Annotated in this window: 8 protein-coding genes; 5 read left to right on the top strand and 3 right to left on the bottom strand. The window is 63.5% G+C overall.

Annotation, left to right across the window (positions count from 1 at the left end; translation table 11 throughout):
• Positions 1–32: 32 nt before the first annotated feature.
• The 3 genes from CAG02_RS04450 to CAG02_RS04440 all read right to left on the bottom strand — a co-directional run bounded on the left by CAG02_RS04450 (position 33) and on the right by CAG02_RS04440 (position 2480).
• Positions 33–1466 carry a catalase gene (locus tag CAG02_RS04450; RefSeq protein ID WP_085708529.1) on the bottom strand — a complete coding sequence of 478 codons (1434 nt, stop codon included), beginning with the start codon at positions 1464–1466 and terminating at the stop codon, positions 33–35.
• 152 nt (positions 1467–1618) lie between these two features.
• Positions 1619–2035: an organic hydroperoxide resistance protein gene (locus CAG02_RS04445; protein WP_085708528.1), complete on the bottom strand. Its 417-nt coding sequence runs from the start codon at positions 2033–2035 to the stop codon at positions 1619–1621.
• Between the two features lie 22 nt (positions 2036–2057).
• The gene (locus tag CAG02_RS04440) at positions 2058–2480 is read right to left on the bottom strand and encodes a hypothetical protein (protein ID WP_085708527.1); all 423 of its coding nucleotides are present in this window, start codon (positions 2478–2480) and stop codon (positions 2058–2060) included.
• Between the two features lie 814 nt (positions 2481–3294).
• Between CAG02_RS04440 and CAG02_RS04435 the strand changes: the two genes are divergently transcribed.
• Genes CAG02_RS04435 through CAG02_RS04415 form a run of 5 tightly spaced genes read left to right on the top strand, consistent with a single transcriptional unit; the run spans position 3295 to position 26369 of the window.
• Positions 3295–12294 carry a non-ribosomal peptide synthetase gene (locus CAG02_RS04435; protein WP_085708526.1) on the top strand — a complete coding sequence of 3000 codons (9000 nt, stop codon included), beginning with the start codon at positions 3295–3297 and terminating at the stop codon, positions 12292–12294.
• On the top strand, positions 12291–16403 hold the full coding sequence (locus tag CAG02_RS04430; protein WP_085708525.1) for a non-ribosomal peptide synthetase: 4113 nt from the start codon (positions 12291–12293) through the stop codon (positions 16401–16403). Before CAG02_RS04435 ends, CAG02_RS04430 begins: the two co-directional genes overlap by 4 nt.
• Positions 16400–25495, top strand: a complete 9096-nt coding sequence (locus tag CAG02_RS04425) for a non-ribosomal peptide synthetase (RefSeq protein WP_085708524.1) — start codon at positions 16400–16402, stop codon at positions 25493–25495. The genes CAG02_RS04430 and CAG02_RS04425 overlap by 4 nt, the downstream gene beginning before the upstream one ends.
• Positions 25492–26166, top strand: a complete 675-nt coding sequence (locus CAG02_RS04420) for a hypothetical protein (RefSeq protein WP_170931558.1) — start codon at positions 25492–25494, stop codon at positions 26164–26166. Before CAG02_RS04425 ends, CAG02_RS04420 begins: the two co-directional genes overlap by 4 nt.
• Positions 26163–26369: an MbtH family NRPS accessory protein gene (locus tag CAG02_RS04415; RefSeq protein WP_085708523.1), complete on the top strand. Its 207-nt coding sequence runs from the start codon at positions 26163–26165 to the stop codon at positions 26367–26369. The genes CAG02_RS04420 and CAG02_RS04415 overlap by 4 nt, the downstream gene beginning before the upstream one ends.
• Positions 26370–26376: the final 7 nt, after the last annotated feature.

Below are 26376 nucleotides of genomic sequence, written 5' to 3'. Positions count from 1 at the left end.
TTGTTTCGGCTGCCTGCCAGCGTCTTTGCAGATCAGCCCAGTGCCTCAATGGCGTGCGCAACTCCTGCGCCATACGCCGGATCTGCCCGGGTGCAGTGGTCGATGTGTCGTTGTTTCGACTCAGCGCTGGCGCCATGAATCGAGCGCGCGGTGTTATCGAACAGGGCCTGTTTCTGGGCCATGGTCATGGCCCGGAACAGCGCGCCAGGTTGCGAAAAACAGTCGTCGTCCTCGCGGTGATCCCAGTGCCCGGCGCTGCCTTTGAGGGCCAGCGGTGGCTCGCTGAAATCCGGTTGTTCGGCCCATTGGCCATGGCTGTTGGGCTCGTAGCCGAGGGTGCTGCCCGCGTTCGCATCGGTGCGCATCTGGCCGTCCCGGTGATAGCTGTTGACCGGGCAGCGTGGGGCGTTTACCGGGATCTGATGATGATTGACGCCGACCCGATAACGCTGTGCATCGCCGTAGGAGAACAGGCGGGCCTGGAGCATCTTGTCCGGTGAGAAACTGATGCCGGGCACGACGTTGGCCGGGTTGAAGGCTGCCTGCTCGACGTCGGCGAAGTAGTTGTCGGGGTTGCGGTTGAGTTCGAGTACACCGACTTCGATCAACGGGTAATCCTTGTGGGACCAGACCTTGGTCAGGTCGAAGGGATTGATCGGGTACGTCTCGGCGTCCAGCTCCGGCATCACTTGCACGTAGAGCTTCCATTGCGGGAAGTGGCCTTCTTCGATGCTGGTGTACAGGTCGCGCTGGGCACTTTCGCGATCATCGCCGATCAGTGTCGCGGCTTGCTGATCGGTCAGGTTCTCGATGCCTTGCTCGGTCTTCCAGGTGAATTTCACCCAGAATCGCTCGTTTGCCGGGCTGATGAAACTGAACGTATGACTGCCGAAACCATGCATGTGGCGGTAGGTGCGCGGCAACCCGCGATCACTCATGACAATCGTGACCTGATGCAGCGCCTCGGGCAGCAGCGTCCAGAAATCCCAGTTGTTGCGGGCGCTGCGCAGGTTGGTGCGCGGGTCGCGTTTGACCGCATGGTTGAGGTCGGGGAATTTCAGCGGATCGCGCAGAAAGAACACCGGCGTGTTGTTGCCCACCAGATCCCAGTTGCCTTGCTCGGTATAGAACTTGATGGCAAACCCGCGAATGTCACGTTCGGCATCGGCGGCACCACGCTCGCCAGCCACGGTGGAAAACCGGACGAAGATGTCGGTGGTCTTGCCCACGCTCGAAAACAGTCTGGCCTTGGTATAGCGGCTGATGTCACGGGTGACGGTGAAGGTACCGAACGCCCCCGAACCCTTGGCGTGCATGCGCCGTTCGGGAATGACCTCACGATCGAAATGCGCCAGCTTTTCCAGCAGCCATACGTCTTGCAACAGCACCGGGCCTCGCGGGCCGGCGGTCTGCGAGTTGTTGTTATCCACCACTGGTGCGCCGGCGGCGGTCGTCAGCTTTTTCATGCGCTACTCCTGGCTTTTGTCGGTTTGCCGCCATCACATCAAAAGCCTTGGGAGCCCTCTATTGCACCATGGTGTCGCTGCATGGCCGCCGGGCAGGGCAGGCGTGTCTGGCGTGTCGGCGGCTGGCCGGTTCGGGAGCAACGGAGGAAGGATCAGGCGAGGGTGATGCTGACGTTGATGTTGCTGCGCGTGGCTTTGGAGTAGGGGCAATTCTGGTGCGCCGCTTCGATCAGTTGGAGCGCCACTTCCGGCTCGATTTCCGGCAACGAAACGGCCAGGCGGGCCTGCAGGAAGAACCCGTGCTCTGCGTGTACGAGGTCGACTTGAGCTTCCACCCCGGCGTTTGCCGGGAAGCCGATCCTGCGTGCGTTGCAGGCGTGGCGCAGGGAACCGAGAAAACAAGCCGACCAGCACACCGCGAACAACTGCTCGGGATTGGTTCCCGTCCCCGGTGCGCCCGGTGGAGAGAGCCTGAGATCAAGTCGACCATCGTGACTGCGTGCGGTCCCCTCACGGCCTCCCGTGGTGCGGGTCTGTGCGGTGTAGAGCGTTTTTTCGATGTTGATCATGGGCATTCTCTGGTGAAGATTTTCACTGCGTCGAAAGATCGATGCAGGAGCGTGGGGTGTCGTGACGTTCCGCGGCAGACGCACCCGCTAGCGGCGTGTGGTGGTCCGGCGCTGTGATGCCCCGATGGCCCAGGTTGTCGAGCAACGTGGATCGTGCAATCTCGATGAGCCATGCCCGAAACGGGAAGCCGGGGTCATGCCGGGCCTGCTCGAGATACAGGGTCTTGAAGGCTTGCTGGACGAGGCGGCCGGTGTCCTCGCGACTGATCCTTCCGGCCTGTACCTGGCCTTCGAAATAGGCGATGAGCAACGGTGTCACCGTTGCGAACAGTTGCTGGGATTCAGCCCTGTCGTGCCTGACGGCGCCCGTGACCAAGGCATACAGTTCGTCGTTGCCGAGTCGGTCAGCCTCGCACAGGCAATGTTGGCGATAACCTTCAGCCATGATCGGATCCCTCGCAAAACCATCGTTCGACCGACCGCGACAACCCATGATGTCTGCAGGTTGCCTGACGTTCAGCGGTGAGCTTCAATCCTGCTCCTTGAACGTGAGCGACTGCCAGTTATGCGTTGTTAGCGCTTGTTAGCGACGCCTGAAGGCTGTGTTTGAAGTGACGACTGCCTGGCTGTCAGGCCGGGTCTTTGCGTGGTTTTCCGACAGTGGATGCCTGAAGGACGGGCAGGTTTGCGCGGGCGCATTTATGACAACCCGGTCGCTTGGCCATCATTCCGATGGCGTAGGAAACACCCGATATTTATTTCGCACTTTTCCTACATTTTGTTTGCCTCTCCAGCAAAAAACGTGGTTATTATCCGGCGGCGCTTCGGGTCACAAACCCGGCGCCAGAAGATTGCCGTGTGTCTACAGACCCGGCAGTCGCAGCCGATCGGGACCACCCTGGCGCTGTCACCCACCGCGCAGGTTGTTCCTCGTCGTTGACCCTCAAATGGAAGTCGAGGTTTCAATTGATCACGCGGTTTGCAATCGACGATGCATTGGACAGGGCGACGGACGTCGTCAACGATTCTGTCATCTCCCCAGCTGCCTGCGCGGACCGCGCCGCGGTGTTCTTCGCCAGCCTTTCTCCCCCCGGTTTCCTGTGTGTGCCTGCGTGCGACGCGAGTCTGCATGCGCGTGCCGCGCCATCTTCCTGAATTCGAATGACCGAACCGGTACCTGATGCCGGGGCCTGACTGGCGGGGCGCGTGCTGTCTCTGCCTGATCACAAAAATAATGCAGTCATGGACGGTAGCCTCCGATGCTCGACAACACTTCCTTGCGTGGGACGAATCCCGCGCAGCCCGACGTTTCATCCTCGATTCCGTTCGACACCGATCTGTGTGTGCACGGTCTGTTCGAAGCGCAGGTGCTGCGCAACCCCGAGGCGATTGCCGTGCGTTGGCAAGCAGAAGCGCTCAGCTACCGCGATCTCAATATCCGCGCCAACCGCCTGGCCCATCATCTGCGTAGCCTCGGCGTCGGGCCGGACGTGCGGGTGGGGATTTGTCTTGAGCGTTCGCTGGAGATGCTGGTGGGCGTGCTCGCGGTGCTCAAGGCCGGTGGCGCTTATGTGCCGCTGGACCCGGCGTATCCGCAGGCGCGGCTGGCGCACATGCTGGCCGACAGCGCGCCGCCGGTGGTGCTGACCCACGGTCAGGTGCGGCATGTCCTGATGACTGCGCTCGAACAATCGACCACGGTGCTCGATCTGAGCGATTCAACACATTGGGCTTCGCAATCTCCGGAGAACCCCGATCCTTCCGCGACAGGCCTGACACCCCGACACCTCGCCTACGTGATCTACACCTCCGGTTCGACCGGTACCCCGAAAGGCGTAATGGTCGAGCATCGCGGACTGATCGCCGTGAGCGCCGCCTGGGCGCAACTCTATGCGCTGGACAAGCCGATCAATCACCTGCAAATGGCCGGGTTTTCCTTCGACGTGTTCAGCGCCGACCTGATTCGTGCGCTGGGGTTTGGCGGCACGCTGGTGCTGTGCCCTCGGGACACCTTGATGGACCCGCCGGCCCTGTATCGCTTGATGCGTGATGCGCAGATCGGCTTTGCCGACTTCGTCCCGGCGCTGCTCAATCCCTTGCTGGCCTGGGTCGAAGAGAGCGGCCATGACTTGTCGTTCCTGCGTACCGTGGTCTGCGGCTCGGACATCTGGACTGCCCACAGCGCCCGGCAATTGCGCAGGTTGTGCGGTGATCGGGTGCAGATCGTCCAGGCCTATGGCGTGACCGAAGCGAGCATCGACAGCACCTGTTTCGAGTTCACCGAAGGCAGCCAGATCGACGCTGTGCTGCCCATCGGCCGGGCACTGCCCAATACCCGGATTTACCTGCTCGACGAACAAGGCGCGCCCGTTGCCGAGGGTGTCGCGGGAGAGCTGTACATCGGTGGCGTCGGCGTGGCGCGGGGATATCTGAACCTTCCACAACTCACTGCAGAGCGTTTCATCGACAACCCGTTCGTGGCGGGTGAACGCTTGTACCGAACCGGGGATCTGGCGCGGTATCGGGCCGACGGCCAACTGGAGTTCCTCGGCCGCAACGATTCCCAGGCCAAGTTGCGCGGTCTGCGTCTGGAACTGGGGGAAATCGAAACCCGGCTGGCAGATATTGCAGGCGTGCGTGAAAGCGTGGTGTTGCTGCGTCAAGACGGCCTCGGTGAACCTCGACTGGTCGCGTATTACTGCGAGAAACCGGGCACAACACTGACCCCGCGTTCACTGCGTGAGCAGCTGCAAACCAGCCTGCCGGATTACATGGTACCGACGGCATTTGTGCGTCTGGATGCGCTGCCGCTGACCGCCAACGGCAAGGTCGATCGGCCCGGTTTGCCGGCGCCGGACGTCGAGGCATTTGATCAGCGGGAATACCAGGCGCCACAGGGAACGCTGGAAACCGCGCTTGCCGCAATCTGGGCCGAAGTGCTCGGCGTCGAGCGAGTGGGGCGTGAGGATCAGTTCTTCGCCCTCGGCGGTCACTCGTTGCTGGTGATGCGTGTGCTGGCGCAGGTTCGCCATACGCTGGGGCTGGAAGTCGCGCCTTCGACGCTGTTTGCCGCGCCCGTTCTGAAACAGTTCGCCGAACGGCTGCAAGCCAGTCAGGCTGCGGCTCGTCCGGCCATCACGGCCCTTGAGCGCTCGGGCGCGCAAACGTTGTCGTCTGCCCAGCAGCGCTTGTGGTTTCTGGCGCAAATGGAGGGTGGCAACGCGGCGTATCACATGCCGCTGAACCTGCGTTTGCGCGGTTTGCTGGACGTTCCGGCGCTCGAACGCAGCTTCAATCAACTGGTGGCACGCCATGACGCGCTGCGCACCACCTTCATTGCTGTTGAAGGGGAAGGGCGGCAGCAGGTTTCACCGCCCGCGCACAGCCTTCGACTGACCGTAACCGATCTGCAAGGGCCCGATGCTCAACAGCGTCTCACCCGGTTGATCGACGAGGAGGGTGCCCGGCCGTTCGACCTGAGCCGTGGCCCGCTGATGCGCGTAAGTCTGGTGCGGTTGGCGGCGGACGACCATGTGTTGCTGCTGACCCAGCACCACATCATCTCAGACGGCTGGTCGATGGGCGTGCTCACTCGTGAGCTGGGGCAACTCTATGAAGCTGCGCTACAGGATCGCGACGATCCGCTGCCGCCATTGCCCGTGCAGTACGTGGACTACGCCGTGTGGCAGAAACAATGGCTGACCGGCAACGTGCTGGAACAGCAGAACCGCTATTGGCGCGAGACCCTCACGGGCGCGCCGGTGCTGCTGGAATTGCCGACGGATCACAAGCGGCCGCCCGTGCAGGACTACCTCGGCGGTTTTGTCCCGTTGGTCTTCGACGAAGCCTTGACCACGCGCCTGAAAGCCCTGGGCATGCAACAAGGCACCACGCTGTTCATGACCTTGCTGGCCGGTTTTTCGCTGCTGCTGTCGCGCCTGTCGGGGCAGAGCGATGTGGTGATCGGCGTGCCGTCGGCCAACCGCCCGCAACAGGAGCTGGAGGGGTTGATCGGTTTCTTCGTCAACACCCTGGCCCTGCGCATGACCCGATCGGGCTCGTCGTCGGTAGCGCAATGGCTGCAACAGGCGCGGCGGGTCGCGCTGGGGGCTCAGGAACATCAGGACCTGCCGTTCGAGCAAGTGGTGGAGTTGCTCAACCCGCCGCGCAGTCTGGCCCACAGTCCGCTGTTCCAGGTGTTGTTTGCCTGGGAACAGGATCAGGATTCCGATCTGCTGCTGACCGGGCTCAACGTCACGCCGGTCGAAAGCAGTCATCACGTCGCCAAGTTCGATCTGCAACTGGCGCTCCATGAGCGCGACGGGCAGATTGTCGGTGGTCTGGAATACGCCTCGGGCCTGTTCGAACGCGGCACCGTCGAGCAGTTCGGCGAGTACCTGCGCCGGGTGCTGATGCAGATGGTCGAGGACAGCGAACAGTCGCTGGCGGGGATCAAGCTGCTGAGCGCCGAGCAACATCAGCAGATTGTTCATGACTGGAACCACACTTCACGCGATACGTCTTCATTGCCCGATTGCATGGAGCGATTCGAGACCCAGGCCCGGCAAAGCCCCGACGCCGTGGCGCTGCTCGCCGATCGTGAACAACTGAGTTACGGCGAACTGAATCGCGCCGCCAACCGTCTCGCGCATTACCTGATCGAACAGGGCGTCGGCCCCGAACATCGCGTCGGCCTGTGCCTGGAACGCTCGCCGCAAATGGTCATCGGCCTGTTGGCGATCCTCAAGGCTGGCGCGGCGTATGTGCCGTTCGACCCGGCGTACCCGAGTGAGCGTCTGGCGTTCATGTTCAGCGATGCCGCGCCGACCATGCTGCTGACGCAATCGAGCCTGATGGCCGGGCTGCCGGCCAACGAGGCGCAGATCTGCTGCCTGGACACTGACGCATCGCAGTGGGTACAGCACCCTACGGACGATCCGCAAGTCAATGTGAGCCCGGAAAACCTCGGCTACGTGCTCTACACCTCCGGCTCCACCGGCCGCCCGAAAGGCGTCGCCCACAACCGTCGTGCGCTGGACAACCTGATTAACTGGCAACTCGATCAAGCGACGGCACCGCAGCGTGTGCTGCAATTCGCCTCGCTGAATTTCGATGTTTCGTTCCAGGAAATCTGCAGCACCCTCTGCCAGGGCGGCAGCCTGCTGCTGATGACCGAAGACAGCCGCAAGGACCTCGCCGCGCTGCGTCCGACCCTGGTGGCCGAAGGCGTGCAACGGGTGTTCCTGCCGTTCGCCGTGTTGCAGCAACTCGCCGGCCTGACCGAAGCCGATGCCCCGATGCCGGCCGGCGGTTGCGAAATCATCACCGCCGGTGAGGCCCTGCAAATCAATGACGAGCTGCGCGGTTTTGTCCGTGGACTGGGTGGCGCGCAGTTGCACAACCAGTACGGGCCGACCGAAACCCACGTGGTCAGCCAGTTCAGCCTTGACTGCAACGAGGCTGAATCCTGGCCGGACGCGCCGCCCATTGGCCGTCCCATCGCCAATGCGCGCCTCTATGTGCTGGACGAACATTTGAATCCGGTGCCGGTCGGCGTGGCGGGCGAGTTGTACATCGCTGGCGCCTGTCTGGCTCGTGGCTATCTGAACCGCCCGGACCTGACCGCCGAACGCTTTCTGCCGGACCCGTTCAGCGACGAGCCGGGCGCGCGGATGTACCGCAGTGGCGACCTCGCGAAGTTCCAGGCCGACGGCAACGTGCAGTACCTGGGACGCATCGACCAACAGGTGAAACTGCGCGGCTTCCGCATTGAACTCGGAGAGATCGACAGCCTGTTGCATCAACAACCCGGCGTGCAGGAAGCCGCCGTGCTGTTGCGTGAAGACGTGGCCGGGGACAAGCGTCTGGTGGCCTATGTGGTCGGTTCCGCGACCAGCGAATCCTTGCGTGCCGAACTGCAACGCCAGTTGCCCGAACACATGATCCCGAGTGCCTGGGTCCGGCTCTCGCAATTGCCGCTGACCCGCAACGGCAAGCTCGACCGACAGGCGCTGCCGGCACCGGAACGCAGCGCCGGGGCGACGTACGAGGCGCCGCGCAACGACATTGAACGGCAGATGGCCGAAATCTGGGCCGAAGTGCTCAAGTGCGAGCGGGTCGGCATCCACGACAACTTCTTCGACCTCGGCGGCCACTCGCTGCTGGCGACGCGGATGATCTACGCGATCAACCAGCGCATGGGCGCGCAACTGTCCCTGAGCAGCCTGTTTCAGACCCCGGTGTTGAGGGATCTGGCGGCGCAGGTTTCGCGTGAAGAACAGAGCGTTGAACCGGCGTTCATCCAGATCGAGCCGGATCGCGGCAATCGGCATGAACCCTTCCCGCTGACCGATATCCAGCAGGCCTACTGGTTCGGCCGCGAGGCCACGGTCAGCCTCGGCGGCGTCAGTGCCCACGGCTATGAAGAACTGCGCATTCCCGACTTCGACGCCGAGCGTTTCGAACGAGCCCTGAATCGCATGATCCAGCGTCACGACATGCTGCGCGTGATCTTCCTCAGCGACGGCACGCAACAGGTGCTGGCGCAGGTGCCGACCTACCGCATGCCCCGCAGCGATCTGCGCGCTTTGCCCGCCGAAGTGGCGCAGCGCACGCTGGAAGCAACCCGCGAACGCCAGTCCCATCAGGTGCTGGACGCCAGTCGCTGGCCGCTGTTCGAGTTCAGCCTGTCGTTGCTCGATGATGGCATCACCCATTTGCACATCAGCCTCGATGCACTGATCATCGACGCCGCGAGCACGCAGATTCTCGCCCGCGAACTGATGGCGTTCTACGTCGATCCGGCGCTGGAACTGGCCGAACCGGGCCTGACTTTCCGCGACTACGTGCTGGCCGAACAGCAACTGCGCAGCGGCCGCCGCTACGAGCAGGCGCTGGGCTACTGGCGCGAGCGGGTGACCACTCTGGCCCCGGCGCCAGACCTGCCGCTGGTGCGCCAACCCGAAAGCATTGCCAACCCGCACTTCACCCGCCGCGACCGCGACATGTCGGCAGCGCAATGGACTCAGCTCAAGGACGTGGCCAAGCAGTTTGCGGTGACGCCGTCGGTGATGCTGCTGACCGCCTTCAGCGAAGTGCTGGCGCTGTGGAGCCGCACGCCGCGTTTCACCCTGAGCCTGCCGCTGTTCAACCGCATGCCGTTGCACCCGGATGTCGACGAAATCATCGGCGACTTCACCTCGCTGGTGCTGCTGGAAGTCGGTATCGACGGGGCACTTAGCTTCACCGACAAGGCCCGCGCCGTGCAGGCGCAGCTGTGGCGCGACATCGATCATTCGGTGGTCAGCGGTGTGCGGGTGCTGCGCGAATTGTCCCAGGCACGGGGCGTGCAGCAGACGGCGATGCCGATCGTGTTCAACAGCACGCTGTCGGAAGCGGCGCCGGAACTGGCCGAGTTCAACCTGGCCGACGCATTGAATGCCAAACACATGCACAGCATCACCCAGACCCCGCAGGTGTGGCTTGACCACACCTTGCTGGAACTGGAAGGACGCCTGTTGTTCAACTGGGACAGCATCGACGAACTGTTCCCGCAAGGCATGATCGAGCAGATGTTCGTCGCCTATAACACGCTGCTCGACAGCCTGTGCGAGCCGGCGGCCTGGGGCGCCAACACGCCACAACTGTTGCCGCAGGCGCGTTTGCCGGCGCTGGTCGACATTCAGCAAACGCTGCCGTTGATGCACGAACTGTTCGAGCGTCAGGCCCTCGCCACACCGGATGCAATGGCGGTAATCGGCACGCGGCAGCTGACTTACGCCCAGCTTCGCTTTGAGGCCCGGCAACTCGGCGCCCGCCTGCAAGCGCAGGGCGTGCTGCCGAACCGGTTGGTGGCGGTGGTGATGGAGCGCGGCTGGGAACAAGTGGTGGCAACGTTGGCGATTCTGTATGCCGGCGGCGCCTACCTGCCCATCGAGCCAACCCAGCCGGCGGAACGGCTGCGGCATATTCTGGAACGGGCCGAGGCGAGTCTGGCCCTGACCCAACCGGTGCTGCTCGACAAAGTCGAATGGCCGGCGCAAGTCACTACCATTGCCGTGACCGATGCAGTCTCAAACGACGCATTGCCACTGCAACCGGTGCAGGTCAACGAAAGCGACCTCGCCTACGTGATCTACACCTCCGGCTCCACCGGCCAGCCGAAGGGCGTGGTGATCGACCATCGCGGTGCGGTCAACACCTTGCTCGACATCAACCGGCGTTTTGCCGTCGGCCCGAACGACCGCGTATTGGCGATTTCCTCGCTGAGTTTCGACCTGTCGGTCTATGACTTCTTCGGCACGCTGGCCGTGGGCGCGGCGGTGGTCATCCTTGATCCGCAACTGACTCTTGATCCGGCGCATTGGCTCGAATTGATCAAGCGTCATCAGGTCAGCCTGTGGAACTCGGTGCCAGCGCTGCTCGGCATGCTGGTCGAGTACGTGGAGGGCGAGGGCGGCGCGTTGCCTGCCAGCCTGCGGGTGGCGATGTTGTCGGGCGACTGGATTCCGTTGACCTTGCCCGAGCGGGCCTGGGCGTTGCAGCCGGACTTGCAACTGATCAGCCTCGGCGGCGCCACCGAAGCGTCGATCTGGTCGATCTATTATCCGGTGACGCACGTCGATCCGGACTGGCGCAGCATTCCCTATGGCAAGGCTCTCGACCATCAGCGCTTCTACGTGCTGGATGAAACCCTGCAAGTGCGTCCGACCTGGGTTGCGGGTCAGCTGTACATCGGCGGCATCGGTCTGGCCAAGGGTTACTGGCGCGATGAAAAACTCAGCGCGGGCAGTTTTTTCGACCATCCATTGACTGGCGAACGGCTGTACCGCACCGGTGACCTGGGGCGCTTGCTACCGGACGGCAACATCGAGTTCCTCGGTCGCGAAGACAATCAGGTCAAGGTCCAGGGCTATCGCATCGAACTGGGCGAGATCGAAGCCGCGCTCAATCGCCATCCCGGCGTGCAGAGCGCGGTGGTGCGGATTCTCGGCAGCACGCTGGGCGAGAAGCGTCTGGCGGGTTATGTGCTCAAGGCCGATCCGGCGTTGCAGGCCAGTGACTTCACCGACTACCTGACGGACAAGCTGCCGGCGTACATGATTCCGTCATCGTTCACCTTCGTCGAGGCGTGGCCGTTGTCCTCCAACGGCAAGGTCGACAAGAAGCGCCTGCCGGAACCGGAGCAAATCGAGGAACAGGGCCCGGCGCTGGAAGTCGAGGGGCCGCAGGAACAGCGGCTGGTGGAAATCGTGCAGGGCGTGCTCAAGCGCGAGTCCATTGCCGCCAATGCCAACCTGCTGAACCTCGGCGCAACGTCGATCGATATCGTCAGGATCAGCAACGCCTTGTCCGGCGCCTTGCAGTTCCGCCCGCACGTGGCGCAATTGCTGGCCCAGCCGACGTTGCTGCACCTGCTTGGCATGTACCGCCAGAACCGGGCCCGTCAAGAATTGCTCGGCAACCTCCAGCAGGCGCCGGAGACCCCGCAGGACATCATCGAAGATCCGCAGCAGCGGGCGCAGTTCAAGGCTGAGCAACGTGGTCGCCGTGAGTTTGCTCAAGCCTTGCCGGAGGTGGCACTGGACTTGCCGCAAGACCCTGCGTTCGCCCGGCGTTTGAGTGATTACCGCTCGGTGCGCCAGTTCGGCGCGCAGCCGATTGCAACTCAAGCCTTCGCGCATTTGTTGGCGGCATTGGCCCAGGGGCAACTCGACGGCGAGGTGAAATACCAGTTCCCGTCGGCGGGCGGGCTGTACCCGATTCAGGCCTACCTCTACGTCAAACCTGAGCGCGTGCTTGGCGTGCCCGGTGGCGCGTATTACTACGATCCCCGCCAGCATCGCTTGCTGGCGCTCCAGAGCGGGCTGCTCGACCCGGACACCTACGACTATTTCGTCAATCGGCCGGTGTACGAGAACGCCGCGTTCTCGCTGTTCTTCATCGCCGACATGGCCGCGATCCGCCCGCTGTACGGCGAACGCAGCCGTGACTTCTGCCACATCGAAAGCGGCGCAATGGCCCAGTTGCTGAGCATGACCGCCGTCGAACACGGCCTGGGTCTGTGCGGGATCGGCTCGGTCGAGGAGCAGCAACTGACGGCGCTGTTCGACCTCGGGCCGAGTCATGAATTGATCTACTCGATGATCGGCGGCCTGCGCACGGCCGATGAACAACACCGCGCGCCGGTCGAGGCGTTTGCCATCGAGCCTGTGACCGCAAGCCCGGACGACGAAGACATGGAGGAGTTCGAAGTATGAATGCCGATCAATTGCTGGCGTTGTTCGCTCGCCATGGCGTGGTGCTCGAGGTGGACGGTGACAGGCTGCGCTGCAAGGCGCCGCGTGGGTTTCTCACCGAAGAACTGACAGCGGCGCTCAAGCTCCACAAGCAGGAACTGATTTCCTTGCTGGGTGGCGGTGATGACGCAGTGATTCCCCGCCGTGCTGGCGCGAATACCTCCTGGCCATTGTCATTCTCGCAACGACAGCTGTGGTTTCTCGATCAACTGGAACCCGGCAACCCGTTCTATAACGTGCCCACGGCGGTGATGCTCATAGGGCAGTTGAACGTTGCGCATCTGGAACGAGCGCTGAACGAACTGGTCGCCCGCCACGAAGTCCTGCGCACAACATTTTGCAGCGTGGACGGTGAACCGCGTCAGGTGGTGCATCCGTCGATGCCGCTGTCGTTGTCGGTGACGGATCTGCGCCAGTTGCCGGCCGCAGAGCGTGAGCAGCAAGTGCGATTCGCCGTCGAGCAGGACGCCCGGGCGCCGTTCGATCTGGCCACCGGGCCGTTGCTGCGCGCGTCTTTGTTACGCGTGGCGGACGATGAATACCTGTGGCTGTACAGCGTGCACCACATCATCGCCGACGGTTGGTCGATGGGCGTGATCCTGCATGAAGTCGCCACGCTGTACGGTGATTATCTGCGTGGCGATACACCGACTCTCGCGCCGTTGCCGGTGCAATACGCCGACTACGCCTGCTGGCAGCAACAGCGCGTCGGTGGTGCGGCGCTGGATGCTCAGCTCGATTACTGGCGTCGCGCCCTGGACGACGCGCCGCTCTTGTCGACCCTGCCCGCCGACCGGCCGCGACCGTTGGTGCAGCGTTATGTCGGTGCCACGTTCAGTTCCTCCGTCGATGGCGGCACCTTGCGCGAACTCACGGCGCTGGCCCGGCAGACCCAGGGCACACTGTTCAACGTGCTGCTGGGCGCTTTGGCGGTGCTGTTGTGGCGCCACAGCGGTCAGCAGGATCTGTGCATCGGTACGCCGTTCGCCAACCGCAATCGGCCGGAAGTCGAGCCGCTGATCGGCCATTTCGTCAACACGCTGGTGCTGCGTCAACGCCTCAATCCGCAGCAGACCTTCGCCGAACTGCTGCGCGACGTACGTGGCCAGATGCTCGACGTCCACGCCCACCAGGACGTGCCGTTCGACCGCGTGGTCGAAGCCGTCAACCCGCAGCGTGATCCGGGGCATTCGCCGCTGTTCCAGGTGATGCTGGTGTTGCAGAACACCCCCGGCAGCGGCGTACGGATGCCCGAACTGGAACTGACGCCGTATGGCACCAGCAGTGCCACGGCCAAGTTCGATCTGGCGTTCGAGTGGGTCGAGCGGGAAGGGCGGCTGGACCTGTTGGTGGAGTACAACACCGACCTCTACGACGTCGCGACCATCGAGCGCCTGAGCGGGCATTACCGTCACCTGCTCGAACAGATCGCCGCCGACGCCAAGCAACCGATCAATGCGTTGCCGTTGATGAACGAGGCCGAGCGTCAGCGGGTGCTGGTCGACTTCAACCGCACAATGCCGCTGACGCAAGCGGCGCAATGTGTGCATCAGTTGGTCGAAGCGCAGGCCGCTAGCAACCCTCAGGCTTGCGCGGTGGTCTTTGAAGGCGAGTCACTGAGCTACGCCGAACTGAATACCCGGGCCAACCGACTGGCGCGGCATTTGCGCACGTTGGGTGTCGGCCCGGATGTGCGCGTGGCGGTGTGCATCGAGCGTTCGCTGGAACTGCCGGTGGCGTTGCTGGCGGTGCTCAAGGCTGGTGGCGCCTATGTGCCGCTGGACCCGGATTATCCGTTGGGGCGCCTGAGCCACATGCTCGGAGACAGCACGCCGGCGGTGCTGCTGACCCTCGGCTCGGCGCACGGGATTTTGCGTCAGGCCATACAAGGTTCGACCTGGGAAGCGCCGATTCTCGACCTCGAAAAAGATGCCGCGAGCTGGGCGTCGCTGCCAGCGGACAACCTCGACCCACGCCATGTCGGCGTCACCCCTGACCATCTCGCCTACGTGATCTACACCTCCGGCACCACCGGATTGCCCAAGGGCGCGATGGTCGCCCACCGTGGCCTGAGCAATCTGTTGTTGTGGTGCTTGCAGGTCTGCGGTGAAGCGGGAGCGATGCTGCACAAGATCCCGTTCGGTTTCGACGCCTCGGCGTGGGAAACTTTCTGGCCGCTGGCAACCGGCGGGCGTCTGATCATTGCGAAGCCCGGCGGACATTACGAACCAGCGTATCTGGCCTGCGAGGTACGGGAACAGCAGGTCACGGCGCTGGTGTTCGTGCCGGCGATGTTGCAGCTGTTTCTGGAAGTTGAAGAGGTCAGCCTGTGTACGTCGCTGACTGATGTGTTCAGCGGCGGCGGTGAACTGCCGCCAGCCCTGGCCCGGCGTTTTCAGGAGCGTCTGCCCCATGCGCGGCTGCACAACGTCTACGGCCCGACCGAAACCACGGTGATCAACAGCATCTGGACCCTTGAGCCTGGCGCCGAGGTGCCGGCCCGGCAACTGCCGATCGGCCGGCCGATTTCCAACAACCGTTTTTACGTGCTCGATGACCGCGACGAGCCGGTGCCGGTGGGTGTCACCGGGCAATTGCACATTGGCGGCGTCGGCGTGGCCCGGGGGTATCTGGGGCTGGCGCAGCTCAGTGCCGAGCGCTTTATCGACAATCCGTTCGTGACAGGCGATCGCCTCTATCGCAGCGGCGATCTGGCGCGTTATCGCCCGGACGGTCAGCTGGAATTTCTCGGGCGCAACGACTTTCAGGTCAAGTTGCGCGGCGTGCGTCTGGAACTGGGCGAGATCGAAGCCCGGCTCGAAGCGTTTCCCGGCATCCGCAGCGCCGTGGTGCTGATGGTCGGCGAGGCGGCGCAGGATCAGCGATTGGTGGCCTGTTGCGTGGTCGCCGAGTCGATGGATGAAGCGGCGGTGCAGGCCCATCTGGCGACGACACTGCCTCGTGCGGTTGTCCCGGGCAGTTATCTGTGGCTCGATGCCTTGCCGCTGACCGCCAATGGCAAAGTCGATCGCGCTGCGCTGACGGCGTTGGCGGATGAGGAAATGGTCAATCGTCAGGTCAACCTGAGCAGCCCGCGCGATCACATCGAGCTGACGCTGTACCAGATCTGGAAACGTCTGCTGCTGGTGCCGCAGATCGGCATTCGCGACAATTTCTTCAACGTCGGCGGCACTTCCATCGCCGCGATCAAGATGGCCCATGAAATCAGCCAGGTGTTCGCGATTGAGATGCCGGTGCGCGTGGTGCTCAGCTACCCGACCATCGAAGCGCTGGGCGGCTGGCTGCGGGTCGGGGCGAACCCCGCGGTGGCGCAGGGCAATCTGATCGAGTTCCGCCGTGGCGCGGGGCAGAGCAATGTGGTGTGCATTCACCCGGCGGGCGGCACGGCGTTCTGTTACCTGTCGCTGGCCAAGGTGTTGCCGGACGAGGCCGGTGTTTACGGCGTGCAATCGCCGGGGCTGAATCCGGGAGAAGACACCGAGCCGACGGTTGAAGCGATGGCCGAAGCGTATCTGCGATTGATCGAACCGCTGACGACGCAACCGCTGATTCTCACCGGGCTGTCGTTCGGTGGTCTGGTGGCTTATGAAATGGCGCGGTTGCTGACGGCGGCCGGGCATCGTCAGGTGACCGTGGTGCTGCTCGATACCCAGGGCAGCGACGATCCGGGTTTCCGCGAGCAGATCGGCACCGTGGACATGGCCGAGTTCCGCGACAAACTGGTGCGCTTCAACGGCATGTACCCCGGCATCGAAGACGCGCAAGTCGAGCGCTATTTCCATATCTATAACCACAACCGGCTGGCCATGGCCGCCTATGAGTGCGCGCCACGTGCCGGTCGCGTGGTGTTGATTCAGGCGCGGGAAGATTTCAGCCGCCATCAGTTGCATGAACTGCGCGGATTCTGGCGTCGGCGCGCAGGTAGCGGCTATCTGGCGAAACTGGTTAGCGGCGGGCACTGGGACATGCTCGAAAGTGCGGAAATCCATCGGGTCTCGCAGATCATCCGACAGGAGCTGCAACGCTTCGCCGCGCAGGAGGCGAAATGATGAGTGCGTCCAATCACCTGACGTTGCTTGCGCGCTTTGCCGGGCAAGTGCAGCGCAATCCACAAGCTCCGGCCGTCATCGACGGCTCGGTAACCCTGACTTACGCCGAACTGGCCAGCGCCAGCGAGCGTATCGCCCGAGGGTTGCTGGCTCGTGGCGTCGAGCCCGGCCAATCGCTGGCGTTGTGCATGCCACGTAGCTGGCAGTGGCTGGCGGCGATTCTCGGCGCGTTGAAAGTTGGTGCGGTGGTCGTACCGCTGGACCGAGCCAGTCCGCTCAAGCGTCGGGAGTTGATGCTGGCGGATGCAGCGTGCGTGGGGCTGATTACCCTGGAAGAAGAACCTCAGTGGTCGCCTTCATTGTGGCAGTCCAGCGTCGAGGCCTTGCTCGACCAGCCGGACACTCCGCCGCAAGCGCTGACCGCAGAGTTCGCCGAAGTGATGTTCCTGTTTTACACCTCGGGCACCACCGGCATTCCGAAAGCCGTGGAAGTCGGCGAGCGTGGTCTGCTGCGTCTGGCGCACACCGACGGCTATATCGAAATTCGCCCGACGGACCGGTTCGCCTGCCTGTCCAACCCGGCGTTCGACGCCTGCAGTTTCGAGCTGTGGGCGCCGCTGCTCAACGGCGGTTGCTGCGTGATGATCGCCGACGAAGACGTGCTGGATGCCCGGCGTCTGGCCGAGGTACTGGAGCGGACGCAGGTCGACAACCTGTTCATGACGGTGTCGCTGTTCAATACCTTGATTGCCGAGTGGCCGTCGTGCTTTGCCAGCGCTCGTCAGGTGCTGATCGGCGGTGAACAGATCAGCGCTGCGGCGGTTCGTGCATGGTATCGGGCCAATCCAGAGAGCCGGTGCCGGATTCATAACGTCTATGGCCCCACCGAATGCACCACATTTGCCCTGTGCTGGCCGATCAGCCGCGACTTTACCGGTGACCTGGCGCCCATTGGCCGAGCACTGCCGGATACCGGCGTGCAGGTGCTGGATGAGCAGCAACGGCCGGTTCCAATGGGAGAGGTGGGCGAGCTGTATCTGAGTGGCAGCGGCGTCGCCCGTGGCTACCGCAACCGGCCCGAAGAAACGGCCCGCCAGTTCGTCCGGTTGCCCGACCTCGACGGTGGCGCGCACGTTCATTACCGCACCGGCGATCTGGTGCGCTGCAATGCCGATGGTTTGATCGAGTGCCTGGGACGGGTCGACCGCCAGGTGAAGATTCGTGGTTTCCGCATCGAGCCGGGGGAGGTGGAGCAACGGATCCTGGAGCATCCGGGGGTGGCGCAGGTGTACGTCTGCACCCGTCGTCTGGCGGCGGAAGATCATCAGCTGCTGGCGTTCATCGTGCCGCGCGGGGAGCTGGACTATCACGCCTTCGAAGCCCATTTGCGGGCGCAACTGGCGCCGTACATGCGGCCACATCAGTTGTTCCTGCTGGAGCGCCTGCCGCTGACGGCCAATGGCAAGATCGATCGCGACAGCTTGCTGGGGCAGCCGCTGAATCCGTGGCATCCAGCTTCAGGGGCCATGGAAAACGACAACGCTTCGCCGGCGCTGGACTGGTTGCTGAGTCAGGCCCGTTCGCTGCTCGGCCAACCGGGCTTGAGTGCGCAGGACGACTGGCTGGGCAGTGGCGGCGATTCGCTCAAAGCCATGCGTTTGCGTTCGGCGATTCGTAGCCGTTGGCAGCGCGAGATTCCCCTCGACACATTGCTCAACGAGTCTTTCTCATCAGTGGCCGGACAACTGCTGGGTGAGCGTGGCGATTCGATCTATCCCCCTGCGCCCGGGATCAGTCGTGCCGCACGCTTGCCGGCCACCGCCGAACAGCGCCGCCTGTGGTTGTTGCAGCAACGTACGCCGACCTCGACCGCTTACAGCGTGCCGCTGATTCTGCATCTGGCGGCAGGCGTCGAGGTCGCGGCACTGGGCGAGGCCGTGGACCGCCTGGTGAAACGCCATCCCGGTTTGCGCACGGCATTCGCATCGGGTGCCGAGGGGATTGATCAGGTGATTGCCGAGCAAGGTTCGGCCTGCCGCATCTTTGCCGTCGGGCATTTCACCGAAGACAACTGGCAGGCCTTCGCGGAGCTGGTGTTCGGCACGCCGTTCGACCTGTCCACGCCGAACCTGTTTCAGGCGTGGCTGTTGCCGTTCGCCGATGGCAGCTGCCGGCTGCTGCTGAATTTGCATCACATCATCGTCGATGGCTGGTCGGTGAACCTGCTGTTCGACGACCTGAAGCAGCTCTATGCCGACGCTGTGCAAGGTCGCGAGAGCCCTGAATCGGCAGCCCATCTGACGACGCTGGAGTTTGGCGAGTGGCAGCGGCAGTGGAGCGTCGATCCGCATTACCGTGACCAGCGGCGAGCCCTGGCCGAGTTGCATCGTCATCGGGAAGAACCATCGCCCGCGTTGATGCCGATGCGCCCGGTCAGCCCGGACGCGAGGTTGCACCGCGAACCCCTGGGCGCGGTGCGCAGCGCCGCCCTTGAACGGTTCTGCACGCAACAGCGGCTGACCCGTTTCGAAGTGCTGTTCAGTGTCTTCACCTGGAGTCTTTACGCCCTGACCGGGTGCGAGCGGCCCCGGATCGCCAGCCCGGTGGCCAACCGGCCCCTGGCGGAGTTCGAGGACAGCGTCGGCATGTTTGCCAACACCGTGCTGATTCCCACCGCCGTAAACCACACAGTGCCCCTGAGCGAGCAGCTACTTCAACAGACCGCCACCGTGCGCGAGGTGCTGGCGCTGCAGGACGTGGCGCTGGCGGATCTGGTCGAAGACCTGCGGCTGTCCTCTAGTAGCGCGCTGTTCGATTTCATGTTCGTGCTGGAAAACACTGATTACGCGGCACTGGCTGACTCCAGCCTGCGCGCGACCCTTGAGTTCAACGAACACCTGCAAGCCAAGTGTCCGCTGACCCTGTTGATGGTGGGCAGCGGCTCGCAGCTGGAGTGCTGGTGGGAATACCAGTGCAGCTATTTCGATGCCGGGCAGATTAGCGCGGCGAACGCGTTGTTCCGCCGTGGTCTGGACCTGTTGCTGGAAAGCCCGGCGGCGACGCTCGACAGCCTGCTCGGCCCTTATCGACACGGTTTGGCCTCGGCCAGTGAAGGGCCGAAGGGCGAGCTGCCGTTCAACACCCTTGCGGACTGGTTCGAGCATCAGGTGCATTGCACGCCGGAGGCGGTTGCGCTGGTGCAAGGTCAGCGTCGTTTCAGCTATGCCGAGTTGAATGCGCTGGCCGATTCCCTGGCAGCAAGATTGATCGCGCGTCATCCATTACCGGAGGGAAAAGCGCCGCTGCATGTGGTGCTGTTCCTCGATGCCTCGGTGGAACACATCGTCGCGCTGCTGGCCCTGGCCAAACTCAATCTGACCGCCGTGCCGCTGGATCCCGCTTATCCGGTGGCGATCCAGCGTCAGGTGCTGGAACAGGCAAAACCTTATTGTGTGCTGTTCCGCGACACGACGGCGGCTGCGCTCGATGATCTGAATGACGGACGATTCGCCGTGCACCGGCTCGATCTGCACGTCGATGCCGAAGCGTTCGAGCGTCCACGTCACGCCGGCGAGCGACCGCTGTACACGCTGTTCACCTCCGGCTCGACCGGCACGCCCAAAGGTGTGCAAGTGTCGGAACGCACTCTGTGCAACCTGCTGCAATGGCAGCGCACGGAAGGGCAGTTGCCGGCGAAAGCGGTGACCTTGCAGTTCTCCATGCTGTCGTTCGATGTGTCGTTTCAGGAGATTTTCAGCACCCTGTGCGGGGGCGGCTGCTATCACCTGATCACACCGCGCTGGCGTCAGGATGCCGAGGCGTTGCTGGGTTACATGGTCGAGGCGCGGATCGAGCGGTTGTTCCTGCCGTACGTGGCGTTGCAGCATCTGGCGCAAACCGCTGTGGCTCGCGGAGTGTATCCGTCGGCATTGCGCGAAGTGATCACCGCCGGGGAGCAACTGCTCTGCACGGACGCGCTGCACAACTGGTTCGGTGGCATGCCGCAGGCTTCGTTGTTCAATCACTACGGCCCGACCGAAACCCATGTGGTCAGTGCCTTGCGTCTGCCACCGGAGCCCCGCGACTGGCCGTTGCGTGCACCGATCGGGCATGCCGTCGGCAATGCCCGGTTGCTGTTGGTGGATGAACACGACCGCCCGGTTCCGAACGGTTGTCGTGGCTACCTGTTGGTGGCCGGGCCGATGGTTGCCCGATGCTATCTGGCTGACGCTGATCTGAATGCCAAGCGGTTTGTAGAGCTGCCAGAGGGCCGCTTGTTCTATCGCACCGGCGATCTGGCGTGGGCCGATGCCCAAGGCTGCCTGCATTACCTGGGACGTGACGACCAGCAGATCAAACTCAGTGGCCATCGTCTGGAGCTGGGGCAGATCGAGGCGGCGCTGATGCAGGTGCCGGAAGTGGTCAACGCGGTGGTGGCGGTTCAGGCTGATCCGCCGCGCCTGATCGCCTGGTTGCAAATCGACGGCGAGCCTGCGACTTCGCAACAGCTGGATCGTCAGGTCGCGCAACGGCTGCCGGCCCATGTGCGGATCGATGAATATCGGCGGATCGACGTCTGGCCACGCACCCCCAGCGGCAAGATCGATCGCAAGGCCTTGCCGAATGTGGGCGAGGCGCTGGAGCGGCGCAGCACGGCACAACCGGTTGTGCAATTGACCGCGCTGGAGCGGCAGCTGAGCGAGCTGTTCCGGGACGTGATTGGCCGTGACATCGAGCCGGATCAGACCTTCTTCGAGGCCGGCGCCACGAGTCTCGGGCTGATGCGTTTGCATGGTCGTTACGCCGAAGCGCTGCCGCACAAGGTGACGATGGCCGACCTGTTCGAGCACGTCACGATTCGGCGTCTGGCGGCGCATCTGTCGACGGCTTCGGTGGCAGCAGTGGAGCGTGTCCGGCAAACCGATGCAGGTTATCAGCCGATGGCAATCATCGGCATGTCGGTCAATGTGGCCGGGGCGCGGAACCTGTCCGAGTTCTGGGCGATGGTGCAGGGTAACGAGCTGGGCATCGAACACTTTGCCGCCGATGAAGGTCTGGTCGGCGCCCGCAGCCAACTGGCCGGCATGCTCGACTTCGATCCCGAGTACTTCGGCATAAGCCGCCAGGAAGCGCGCCTGATGGACCCGCAACAGCGGCATCTGCTGATGGGCTGTGTGCAGGCTCTGCAACACGCGGCCATCGTCCCGTCGGCGGACGGTCCGCGCATCGGCCTGATCGCCAGTTGCGGCGAAACCACGTACTTCCAGCAGCTGCTGCGCGACACTGCTGAAGGCGATCTGCCGGACGGCTTCCAGATGGCGCTGCATCACGACAAGGACTTTCTGGCGACCAAAGCCGCCTATCACCTGGACCTCAACGGCCCGGCCCTGAGCGTACAGGCGGCGTGCGGCAGCTCGCTGATCGCCGTGCACATGGCCAGTTCGATGTTGCGTCAGGGCGACAGTGACGTGATGCTGGCTGCCGGTGTGCTCATCGACCCGACCCTGACCGATGGCTACCGTCATCGCTCGCAGCACATCTTTTCCGCCGATGGCCTGTGCCGTCCATTCAGCGACGACGCCAGCGGGACCATCGGCGCCAGCGGTTATGGCGTGGTGGTGCTCAAGCCGTTGGCCCGGGCGCGGGCGGATGGCGACCGGATCTACGCACTGCTCGAAGGCTCTGCACTGAACAACGATGGCCGGGCCAAGATGAGCTACACCGCGCCGTCGGTGGCCGGGCAGAGCGCAGTCATCAGCGATGCACTGAGTCGCGCCGGATTGACCGGTGCGGACATCGGTTACATCGAAGCCCATGGCACCGGCACCTTGCTGGGGGATCCGATCGAGGTCGCGGCGTTGACCAAGGCCTTCGGCGAGGCGCCGGCCGGCAGTTGCGCGCTGGCCTCGGTGAAGAGCCAGATCGGTCATCTGGGGGCGGCAGCGGGGGTGGTGGGGCTGATTCGCGCCAGTCTCGCGGTGTTCCATGGCGTGCTGCCGCCGAACCTCGGGTTTGGCCGGATCAATCCGCAGATCGATCTTGAGCATTCGCCGTTCTATGTGCCCACTTCATCGCGGCCATGGCCGCAAGGTCGGCGGCGACTGGCGGGTGTCAGCAGTTTCGGGATTGGTGGCACCAACGCTCATGTGATTGTGGGTGCTGCACCCACGGTGCAGGAAACAGCCAAGGAAACCCTGCCGTTGCTGATGCTCTCGGCCCACAGCCGAGCGGAACTGCTGCGCGATATCGCGGCGATTCGCGAATACATGCAAACGCATCCGGAACAGCGGACTGCATTGCTGCGGCACTTGCAGTCAGGTCGCCGACAACTGCGCTGGCGCTTTGCGATGATCTGTCAGCCGGGTGATGAAATTCCGTTGCAACCGACAGCGATCAAGGAAATCACCACGTCGGGTGCACAACTGATCGCCCGTGATCATTCAACGCAGGCATTGCTGGAGGCCTGGTACGAAGGTGCCCATATCCAGTGGCCGCAGCGCTCGGCACCGCCGCCGTGGGATTTGCAGCCGTCGTCTTTTGATCTCCAGACCTATCGGTTTCAACCTGCTGGCGGAATCGTTGCCCCCGTTTCGGTCGGCATCGAGCGGCAACCTCTGGCGCAGTGGTTTCATCAGCGGCAGTGGGTGCGTGTCCAGCGCCTGAGTGTGAAGGCACCAGTGGCCAAACGAGAAACGTTGATCCTTTGCAGCCATGAAGCACCCGGCGCGGCATTGCTGGAACATCTGCGAACGGTTTATCGACGCGTGGTTCAAGTCCGCACCGGCAATGGTTTCAAGCGTCTCGGCGCAGATCGTTTCGAGCTGGACCCGCTGGACACCGAAGCCCTGAGCCGTTTGCTCACCGAGGTCACAGAACCTGAACCCGGCGAACTCGACTGGCTGCACACCTTGCCGCTGGCGGTGTCAGGCGCGGTCAACGAGCAATCGCTGGATCTGGCGCAGTGGGCCTGTCTGGACACGGTCAGCGCGCTGATGCAGGCCTGGGGGCAGACCGTACGGACGACACGCCTGCGGTTGTGGCTGATGTCGTGGCAGGCGTGCCCGGTGGACGGCGAGGTCCGGCGGCCCGAGCTGGGGGCGCTGGCCGGGATCAGCGAAGTGGTGCCGCAGGAATACCCGGTGCGTTGCCACTGGCTGGACTGGCCGTCGCCGCACCTTGATGCCCAGGCCGTAGAGCTGGCGGCGCTGCTCGGTGATCCGGCGGCGTTGCCTCGGCGAATGGCGGTGCGTGACGGTTACCTGTGGCAGCCACGGTTGATCGCTCAGCCATTGCCGGACCCGACCACGACTTCCAGCCTGCTGCCGGAAGACGGCACGTTTCTGGTGCTGGGCGGCACTGGCGGGATCGGTCGAACCCTGTGTGAACATCTGCTGCAAGCGCCCGGGCGGCGTGTGGTGTTGCTCTCGCGTCAAGGTGAATTGCCCGCAGAACTCGCGTCCTACGCCTCGCGAATCGACTGCGTTCAGGCGGATATCGCTGACCTGTCACGCTGGCCGCAGGTACTCGAGCAACTGGCCCGACGCTACGGTCAACTGACCGGGGTGATTCATGCGGCGGGTGTCGGTGCCGGCAGTCTGATTCGCCATCGCGATGCCCGGCAGATGGCCGAGGCGATGGCCGCCAAGACTCGCGGCATGCTGGCGGTCGAAAGCCTGATCGAACAGCTTTCGCCGGGCTTCGTCCTGTACTGCTCGTCGATGTCGGCATTGTTCGGCGGCGCGGGGCATCTGGATTATTCGGCAGCCAGCGGCGTGCTCGACGGCTTCGCGCATTACCGTCCGGACGCGGCCAATGCTTGCCTGCGTCTGGGGATCAACTGGGACATCTGGCGCGACATCGGCATGGCCACGGCCAGCAACGGCGGGGACGCTGCGCATCAGGAGCATCTGACGGTCGGCTTGTCGGCGGAAGAGGGTTGTCGGGTGTTCGATCTGGCGATGGCGAGGCAGTTGCCGCAGCTGCTGGTTTCCACCACCGGTATCGACACCGCGCGGCGCTTTTATCCGGTTCGCCATGGCGCCGTTGTCGCGCAGGTCGAAGTGCCGAAGGGCGTGGATCTTTCCGTGCGTCTGCGCGAATGCCTGTGCAAATGGCTCGGCGTGGCTGAGCTTGAGGACGACGATTCGCTGTACGACCTGGGCGCGGATTCGCTGACCCTGCTGGACCTGATCGATGAACTGCAAGCGGCCACCGGCGAGGTGTTTCAGCTGTCGCAGTTCAGCCACAAGGTCAGCCTGAGCGAGGTGTTGGGGCTGGTGGCAGATTCCACGGCAGAGGCTTCCACGGACGCGCCGTACAGCTGGAACGACGCGGTGCGGATCGATCAGTGGCATGCCGGCGCCGGTCGCGAATGGCTGTATCTGATCCATCCGGTGGGCGGCGATGTTCAGGCCTATCGGGAACTGGTTTCGACACTGCCAGCGGATCTGGGTGTCTGCGTGATCGCAGATCCTGCGTTGCGTGTGCCGGCGTTGCCAAACATCAGCATTGTCGAGCGCGCCCGGTGGTATCTGCAGGCGATCAAGGCCCACCTCCCGGACGGTTGCGCCTGGCGCCTGGCGGGTTGGTCGTTCGGGGCCTGGGTGGCGCAGGCGCTGTGTCAGCAAGCCCAGGCTGACGGCTTCAGGCAGCCGCTGCTGTATCTGATTGATCCACCCGCGCCGGATGCCGGTGCGGAACTGGCCGGCATCGACGAGCGGACCATCGAGCAGGTGTTTCAGCGTGAGTTCGCCCAGCGCTGGCCCGACATCGAAGGGCAGGGGATGTCCGAGGAACGTCAGGCTTATTTGCAACGGCTGACGGTGTGCTGTCGCAATAACATGGCCAGCATGGTCGACTTCCGGCCTCCAGCGCTGAGCAACACACAGGTGCAGATGTTTATCGCCGGGCACGCCAACCCTTATGGACTGGGCAACGCCTGGAACATGAATGACCTGCAACGCAACTGGCAGGCCTTGCTCCCGCAGTTGCAGAGCTGGCAGCGACTGGACACCGACCACTACGGCATCGTCGCGGGTCGTTGGGCGCGGATGCTGGCCGAGGTCATTGGCACGGAGGGGCCGTCGAAATGAATGAGCCGATCTTGATGCCCCGGTGGTTGCCGACCTTGGCGCAGGTACTGTGTGAAGAACAGCCCGAAGTCTTGCGTCAGCGGATTCACGAGTTCGAGGACACGCAGTCGCTTCGTCCGATTCATCGTTGGCAAGCCGACGTGGTGCTGCCGATGCTATGCGAGGCATTGCCGAAACACCGGCCAGCGCTGCTCGCCTTGCAAAGCCTGCATCAACGGGCGGCGCTCGGCTTGTCCGGGCGTCAGGGCGAGTGGCGAGCCACCTTCAAACCGGTGTTGCTGGCGCTGTATCGACGGGCCTATGCCTATGACGCGGCGTACGCCCAGGCCCATGCCAGTGCGATGACTTACGGCCTCGCGCCGAGCAACACCGCGATGATCGCCGAGCACTTCGGCGATGCCGAGGCGTTCGCGGTGTATTACGCGCAACTGAATACCGACGCCAGCGCTACTGCGTTCGCTCAGGCCCATGCCACCGCCAATGTTGAAATCTCGTCCCGGGCCTTCGCGACTGACGACGCGGATGCGTATGCGCAGGTTTGCGCAGCGTCGGCGAGGGTCTGCGTCTGGGCCTGTGCCCAGACCGACGAACAACGGCGTGTGCTGTTCAACCATCTCGCAGAAGGGCTGGTCCGGCACCTGCAGTCCCATCCAACAGGAGAAACGACATGAATGACGCGCAGCAGCAATTCGATGTGGTGATCAACGCTCAGGGTCAGTATTCCCTGTGGCCGGCGGGCAAGCCGATGGCCAGCGGCTGGAGCGCGGCGGGGATGCGTGGCGAACGTCAGGTCTGTCTGGATTACATCAATGAGCACTGGATCGACATGCGCCCGCGTTCTCTGCGCGAGCAGTCATCGGTGTCGTTCCAATAAGAAAGGT

Origin of the sequence: Pseudomonas sp. R43(2017), from assembly GCF_002112345.1 — a bacterium.
In the GTDB taxonomy this organism is placed as follows: domain Bacteria; phylum Pseudomonadota; class Gammaproteobacteria; order Pseudomonadales; family Pseudomonadaceae; genus Aquipseudomonas; species Aquipseudomonas kribbensis.
Note: the sequence above shows the minus strand (reverse complement) of the source record. Positions and strands in the feature narration are given on the sequence as shown.

Excerpts from the sequence above, each read along its gene's own strand:
- CAG02_RS04450 (WP_085708529.1), bottom strand. The coding sequence starts at position 1,466 with ATGAAAAAGCTGACGACCGCCGCCGGCGCACCAGTGGTGGATAACAAC.
- CAG02_RS04445 (WP_085708528.1), bottom strand. The coding sequence starts at position 2,035 with ATGATCAACATCGAAAAAACGCTCTACACCGCACAGACCCGCACCACG.
- CAG02_RS04440 (WP_085708527.1), bottom strand. The coding sequence starts at position 2,480 with ATGGCTGAAGGTTATCGCCAACATTGCCTGTGCGAGGCTGACCGACTC.
- CAG02_RS04435 (WP_085708526.1), top strand. The coding sequence starts at position 3,295 with ATGCTCGACAACACTTCCTTGCGTGGGACGAATCCCGCGCAGCCCGAC.
- CAG02_RS04430 (WP_085708525.1), top strand. The coding sequence starts at position 12,291 with ATGAATGCCGATCAATTGCTGGCGTTGTTCGCTCGCCATGGCGTGGTG.
- CAG02_RS04425 (WP_085708524.1), top strand. The coding sequence starts at position 16,400 with ATGATGAGTGCGTCCAATCACCTGACGTTGCTTGCGCGCTTTGCCGGG.
- CAG02_RS04420 (WP_170931558.1), top strand. The coding sequence starts at position 25,492 with ATGAATGAGCCGATCTTGATGCCCCGGTGGTTGCCGACCTTGGCGCAG.
- CAG02_RS04415 (WP_085708523.1), top strand. The coding sequence starts at position 26,163 with ATGAATGACGCGCAGCAGCAATTCGATGTGGTGATCAACGCTCAGGGT.